The following is a 6186-nucleotide window of genomic DNA, read 5'->3' on the forward strand; positions in this document are numbered from 1 at the left end:
ACCGTCCCTGCCCGAGACCACCGAGATGCCTGAACTGAGACGCTGAGATGACCGCGAAGAACACATGGCGCCGAATGCTCGGCAGTCTGCGACACCGGCGGTTCACCCGGACGTCAGATGCTGCTGGGACACTGCCCGACATGGACGCCACCACCGTGACCACCGACCGGGACACCACCCGGGAGCGCCTGGCCGAGCATCTGAAGGATCTCGCCGGCAAGCGCCTGCTGATCGGCCTCGACGTCGACGGCACCCTCGTCGACCACGACGGCACCATGTCCCCGCCCATGCGCCAGGCGCTGCAGCAGGCCGCCGACGAGCAGATCGTCGTCATCGCCACCGGCCGCTCCATCGGCGCGACCCTCCCGATCGTGGAGGCCGCCGGCGTCACCCGCGGCTACGCGGTCTGCTCCAACGGCGCGGTCACCCTCGAGATGGATCCGGAGGCCGACGGGGGCCATCGCGTGATCGACACCCGCACCTTCCAGCCCGGCCATGCGCTGCGCACGCTGCGCGAGGTCGCCCCCGATGCGCACTACGCGGTCGAGAAGGCCGACGGGACCTTCCACTCCACCGCCGGATTCCAGGACGCCAGCTTCGGCGTCGAGGCCATCGAGAGCCCGCTGGACGACCTCATGGAGCTGGAGGCCGTGCGCGTGGTCGTCCACGTGCCCGACCTGACCCCGCAGGAGTTCAGCAAGGTCATCGCCGAATCCGGCGTGCACGGCGTGGAGTACTCGATCGGGTGGACGGCGTGGCTGGACATGGCCGCCCCGGGCGTCTCCAAGGCCAGCGCCCTGGAGGAGGTCCGTTCCCGGCTCGGCGTCGAGCAGGCTCACACGGTGGCCGTCGGGGACGGCTTCAACGATACCGAGATGCTGACCTGGGCCCGCGTGGGCATCGCCATGGGCCAGGCCCCGCAGGGCGTGAAGGACACGGCCGACACCGTCACCGAATCGGTCTACGACGACGGCACCGTGCTGGTCCTGGAGTCATTGCGAGCCTGACCATGTCCTGGGCAGATGGTTCCGGTTTCGTCTCGGCCCCACATCGTCCACGACCCCGTGTCGGTGCGTGCGCGCAACAGGCGTAGCATTCCGCGCGTGCTGTTGACCAGAACCGCACGGACCCCGGTTGCGGACCGGCGCCCGCGCCCCGCTCGCACCGTCCTGCTGGCATTCGCCGGCGCCGGGATCTCCGGGACCCTCCTGCTGCTGCATCCGGGCGCGACCACGGGCCCCGGTGGTGCCACGGTGATGGAGGGTCTGTTCACCGCGGTCTCCGCGCTGTGCGTGACCGGCCTGATCGTGGTGGACACTCCGGTCTACTGGAGCGGCTTCGGGCAGGGAGTGATCCTCGCGCTGATCCAGATCGGCGGCTTCGGCGTGATGACCTTCGCCTCCGTGATCGGCATCGCGGTGATCCGCAAGCTCTCCCTGCGTTCGAAGCTCACCGCAGCTTCCGAGGTCAAGAGCTTCGGCATCGAGGACGTCCGCTCGCTCGTGATGAGCGTCGTACGGCTCTCCCTGCTCATCGAGGCGGTCGCCTCCCTCATCCTGACCCTGCGCTTCGCCCTCGCCTATGACGAGACCTGGGGACGTGCACTGTGGCTCGGAATCTTCCACGGCGTCTCCGCTTTCAACAACGCCGGGTTCGCCCTGTTCAGCGACAGCCTCATGCCGTTCGCCGGGGACCCGGTGATCCTGCTGACCGCGAGCACCGCCACCATCCTGGGCGGGATGGGGTTCCCGGTCCTGATGCAGCTCGGCAAGCAGCTGGGCACCCCCCGCCTGTGGACGATGAACACCCGCATCGTCGTCGCCGCGACGCCGCTGCTGCTGGTGCTGGGCACGCTGTACATCACGGCGCTGGAATGGGCGAACCCCGAGACCCTCGGAGGGATGCCCCCGCACCTGCGGGTGCTCAACGGCTTCGCGATGTCGGCCCAGACCCGCACCGCCGGGTTCAACAGCATCGACACCAGCGCCATGGACCCGGCCACCTGGCTGGGCATCGACATGCTCATGTTCATCGGCGGTGGCCCGGCGGGCACCGCCGGCGGCATCAAGGTCACCACCTTCGCCGTCGTGTTCTTCCTGATGCTGGGTGAGCTGAGGGGCGCCGGCGCCGTGACGGTGTTCGGCAAACGGCTCTCCCGCGCGGTCCACCGCCAGGCGATCACGGTGATCGTGCTGGCGCTGGGACTGGTCGCGGTCGCCACCATCGTGCTCATGGTGCTCACCGACTTCACCCTCGACGAGATCCTGTTCGAGGTGTTCTCCGCCTTCGGCACGGTGGGGCTGTCCACCGGCATCACCGCCGACCTGCCCCGGTCGGCTCAGCTCGTGCTCGTCGCGCTGATGTTCATCGGCCGGCTGGGCCCCATCACCGCTGCCTCCGCGCTCGCTCTGAGGCCGCGGCAGCTCCTCTACGACCTCCCCAAGGAAAGGCCGATCATTGGCTAGGCACAGACTCTTCGGCGGAACCGATCCGGCCCGCGTCGCCTCGGAGAACGCGGTGGCCGTCATCGGCCTCGGCCGCTTCGGGCAGTCCCTCGCGGTCGAGCTCATGGAGGACGGCGCCGAGGTCCTCGGGATCGAGGCCCACGAGCACATCGTCCAGTCCCTCAACGGGCAGCTGACCCACGTCGTCGCCGCCGACGCCACCAACGAGCAGGTGCTGCGGCAGCTCTCGGTCAACGAGTTCGATCGGGTGGTCGTGGCCATCGGCAGCGACATCCAGGCCAGCATCCTGGTCACCTCGCTGCTGCTGCGCTTCTCCATCCCGCACATCTGGGCGAAGGCCGTCAGCGATGCGCACGGTCTCATCCTCGAACAGCTCGGCATCCCGCACGTGGTCTATCCCGAGAAGGACATGGGGCGCCGCGTGGCCCACATCGTGCGCGGCAGCATGCAGGACTTCATCGAGATCGACGCCGACTTCGCGATGGTCAAGACCGAGGTGCACCCCTCCTTCGCGGGCTCCCGGCTCGGGGACTGCCACATCCGACGCAAGTACGGGGTGACGGTGACCAGCGTGAAGCATGCGGGGGAGCAGTGGCAGCCCACGACGGCGGACACGGTGCTCAAGCTCGGCGACACCATCCTGGTCACCGGCCCCACCCGGCAGGCGGAGAAGTTCAGCCGGATCGGCTGAGGTCGGCGCAGGTCGACGCTGGCCGACGGGGGCGGACCTGGCCTGACGCTGGCCGGCCGCTCGTCCTCGGAGGAGTCAGGCGTCCCGAGCCGCGACCTGGAGTATCACCTTGCCCAGATGGCCGCCTTCGCGGAGCACGTTCTGTGCCGCCGCGGCCTCTTCCAGCTCGAAAGTGGCGTGGATCGGGATGTTCACGGTGCCGTCGGCCAGCATCGGCCACACCAGCTCCCGGGTGCGCTGGAGGATCTCGCGCTTGGACTCCGTCGGCCGTGAGCGCAGAGTGGTGCCGATGACCCGGGCCCGCTTGCCCATGAGCATCCCCACCGGCAGCTCGCCGCTGGCGCCGCCGAGGGTGCCGATGATGATCAGCCGGCCGTGCTCGCGCAGCATGGTCACGTTGTCGGCGAGTGCCGGACCCCCGACGATGTCGAGGATGACGTCGGCCCCGCCGGCCTCCCGCACCGCGTCGGGCACGTCCGTGGTGTGTCGGTTCCAGGCGTGATCGGCACCCAGCTCCCGCACCTGCGTGATCGCCTCGTCGGAGCCGACCGTGGTCATCACGCGCGCCCCGAGCTGGCGGGCGATCTGTATCGCCACGGTGCCGATGCCACCGGTGCCGCCGTGGATCAGCACCGTCTGCCCGTCGGCCAGGCCGCCCTCGAGCACGAGGTTGGAGACGACGGTCGCGCACACCTCGACCACGCCTGCCGCGTCGGTCAGATCCATGTTCTCGGGAGCCGGCAGCAGCTGGCCTTCGGGGACCGCGACCACCTCGGCGTAGCCGCCGCCGGCCAGCAGCGCCACCACGGCCTCGCCGGTGTCGCGGCGGTGGCCGGAGACCTCGAGGCCGGGCAGCTCGGAGGCGCCGGGCGGTGGCGGGTACTTCCCGGCGGTCTGGGCGACGTCGGCGCGGTTCACGCCGGCGGCGACCACGTCGATGAGCACCTCGCCGGGGGCGGCCACGGGTTCGGGGAGCTCGGCGAGCTCGAGCCGGTGGTCCTCGGTGATCGTCATCGCGCGCATGCTCACAGCTCCGTATCCACGACGGTGCGCCCGCGGACCTCGCCGGCGAGGATCCGCTGGGCGTACGGGATGGTCTCGGACAGGCCGATGCTCGTGGTCATCGAGTCGAGGATCTCCGGATCCAGTTCCTCCGCCAGGGCGTCCCACGCCCGCTCACGCATCGCGCGCGGCGCGTCGACGGAGTTCACGCCCGCGAGGGTGACGCCCCGCAGGATGAAGGGCAGCACGCTGGCGGGCAGGTCCGGCCCCTGGGCGAGTCCGTAGGCTGCGACGGTGCCGCCCCAGGCGGTCTGCGCCAGGACGTTGGCCAGCGTCGTGCTGCCGACCGCGTCGATCGCCCCCGCCCAGCGCTGCGACTGCACGGGCCGGCCGGGTTCCTCGCTGAGCTCGCGACGGTCGACGACGTCGGCCGCCCCGAGCTCACGCAGGTACTCGCCGTTCTCCGCGCCGCGCCCGGTCGAGGCGACCACACGGTACCCGCGAGCGGCGAGCAGGGCGATCGCGACGGATCCGGCCCCGCCGGAGGCGCCCGTGACCAGGATGTCCCCGTGGTCGGGAGAGATCCCGGTGTCCTCCAGGCGCAGCACGGAGAGCATGGCCGTGAACCCGGCGGTGCCGATCGCGGCGGCGCGCTCTGCGGAGAGGTCCGCGGGCAGCCGCACCAGCGCGTCGGGACGCACCCGCGCGCGGGTGGCGAAGCCGCCGTGTCGGGACTCGCCGATGCCGTCACCATTGAGGATCACGAGATCCCCGGCGGAGTACTCCTCGACTTCGGAAGCGGTCACCCGGCCCACGATGTCGATGCCGGGGATCAGCGGGAAGGTGCGGGCGATGCCCTTGCCGGCGATCGCCATCCCGTCCTTGTAGTTGTAACTGGAGAACAGCACGTCGAGCTCGACGGGGCCCTCGAGCAGCGACTCGTCGGCCTCCTCGTCCAGCCGGGCGTCGGCGCCCTCGGCCTCGATCAGTACGGCACGCATGGCGCGTTCCTCTCCCTCGGCGACAGGTCCCCTCAGCCTATTCGCGATCGCGGGCGTGTGGATCGGGGCAGCCCGACGTCCCGCCGGTGGTCCCTGCTCCCTGGAGATGCGGGGCCCCGGTTCTGCCTCGAGGGACTCGGCGCCGCCACGTCAGGTGCTCGGGGGGTGCTCCGCGATGCAGAAGAGGTTCCCGTCGGGATCAGCAAGGGTCGTCCACTGGACGTGAGGGAACTCGTCGAGAACATGCCATCGGACGGTGGCACCGAGCGTGACAGCCCGCGCCACCTCGGTATCTCGCCGCCCCCACGGCACTGTCAGATCGAGGTGCGCGGTCTGTCGCTCCGGGCGAGCACCATTCATCGGCTGGAGGAATAGACCGAAGCCGTTCTCTCCCGCAGGAGCGATGTACACGCTCTCGCCACCCGGATGAGACTCGCCCCCGGTGATCTGCGACCAGAAGTTGGCAAGCCGATGAGGGTCCGATGCTTCGAAGTTGTATGCGCCCAGCGTTATCGATGGATATGTCATAACCCTGATCGTCTCAGGGCGCGAGGACATCTCCTGCCCGCAGACCGTGCCCGACACAGCCATCCGGTCGGCACCGGCGAGCGGGCACCGGACTGCGGTGGCGCGTCGTGTCGCTCTCGAACCGTGGAATGCAGGCCCGCGGCCATGTTGCCGTCGTCGTCCGTTCCGACTGTGTGGGGGAGGGGCCGTCAGTCGCGTATCCTCGTCTGCGCCGCCCCTGAAGGGTCAATCACGCAGATCGTGTCCAGCTCGCCTCCCGTCGTGGGATGTCGGCGCACGGTTCCGGCTCTGACCGCGAGGGCGCGGCCGGGAGGGTTGTCAGAGCGGCCGAATGAGATGGTCTTGAAAACCATTGTGCGGTAACCCCGTACCGCGGGTTCGAATCCCGCACCCTCCGCCACGTGTCCTGAGTCGCGTCATCGTTTACGAACGGTGGCGCGGCTCAGGATTTTTTTCGTGGGTTCGCTGTTGGTGGCGGCGGGGCTGCTGGGGGCGTGGC

6 protein-coding genes and 1 tRNA gene are annotated in these 6186 nt (G+C 69.8%); 4 read left to right on the forward strand and 3 right to left on the reverse strand.

Going from position 1 to position 6186, the window contains the following annotated elements:
• The first annotated feature begins 140 nt into the window (after positions 1–140).
• The 3 genes from ACFQRD_RS10855 (at position 141) to ACFQRD_RS10865 (ending at position 3156) form a co-directional block, all read left to right on the forward strand.
• Positions 141–1007: an HAD family hydrolase gene (locus ACFQRD_RS10855; RefSeq protein WP_377015978.1), complete on the forward strand. Its 867-nt coding sequence runs from the start codon at positions 141–143 to the stop codon at positions 1005–1007.
• Positions 1008–1103: 96 nt separating this feature from the next.
• The gene (locus tag ACFQRD_RS10860; RefSeq protein WP_377015980.1) at positions 1104–2465 is read left to right on the forward strand and encodes a TrkH family potassium uptake protein; all 1362 of its coding nucleotides are present in this window, start codon (positions 1104–1106) and stop codon (positions 2463–2465) included.
• Complete coding sequence (locus ACFQRD_RS10865; protein WP_377015982.1) at positions 2458–3156, forward strand: potassium channel family protein; 699 nt, start codon at positions 2458–2460, stop codon at positions 3154–3156. Before ACFQRD_RS10860 ends, ACFQRD_RS10865 begins: the two co-directional genes overlap by 8 nt.
• A 75-nt stretch (positions 3157–3231) precedes the next feature.
• On the opposite strand, the gene ACFQRD_RS10870 is transcribed toward ACFQRD_RS10865, so the two are convergent.
• From ACFQRD_RS10870 to ACFQRD_RS10880, 3 genes are all read right to left on the reverse strand, one after another.
• A complete protein-coding gene (locus ACFQRD_RS10870) occupies positions 3232–4179 on the reverse strand; it encodes an NAD(P)H-quinone oxidoreductase (protein ID WP_377804222.1) in 948 nt (315 codons plus the stop codon).
• Positions 4180–4181: 2 nt separating this feature from the next.
• Positions 4182–5159 (reverse strand): MDR family oxidoreductase, encoded by a 978-nt coding sequence (locus ACFQRD_RS10875; RefSeq protein WP_377792630.1) that lies wholly within the window; start codon positions 5157–5159, stop codon positions 4182–4184.
• Positions 5160–5309: 150 nt separating this feature from the next.
• A complete protein-coding gene (locus tag ACFQRD_RS10880) occupies positions 5310–5750 on the reverse strand; it encodes a VOC family protein (RefSeq protein WP_377804224.1) in 441 nt (146 codons plus the stop codon).
• Positions 5751–5996: 246 nt separating this feature from the next.
• Between ACFQRD_RS10880 and ACFQRD_RS10885 the strand changes: the two genes are divergently transcribed.
• A tRNA-Ser gene (locus ACFQRD_RS10885) sits at positions 5997–6087 on the forward strand.
• The last annotated feature ends 99 nt before the right edge of the window (positions 6088–6186 follow it).

The sequence above is a fragment of the Brachybacterium sp. GCM10030268 genome (genome assembly GCF_042666305.1).
Classification (GTDB): Bacteria; Actinomycetota; Actinomycetes; order Actinomycetales; family Dermabacteraceae; genus Brachybacterium.

What these genes read in the sequence shown, in the direction of transcription:
- ACFQRD_RS10855 (WP_377015978.1), top strand. Translation starts at nt 141, where the DNA reads ATGGACGCCACCACCGTGACCACCGACCGGGACACCACCCGGGAGCGC.
- ACFQRD_RS10870 (WP_377804222.1), bottom strand. Translation starts at nt 4,179, where the DNA reads ATGCGCGCGATGACGATCACCGAGGACCACCGGCTCGAGCTCGCCGAG.
- ACFQRD_RS10875 (WP_377792630.1), bottom strand. Translation starts at nt 5,159, where the DNA reads ATGCGTGCCGTACTGATCGAGGCCGAGGGCGCCGACGCCCGGCTGGAC.
- ACFQRD_RS10880 (WP_377804224.1), bottom strand. Translation starts at nt 5,750, where the DNA reads ATGGCTGTGTCGGGCACGGTCTGCGGGCAGGAGATGTCCTCGCGCCCT.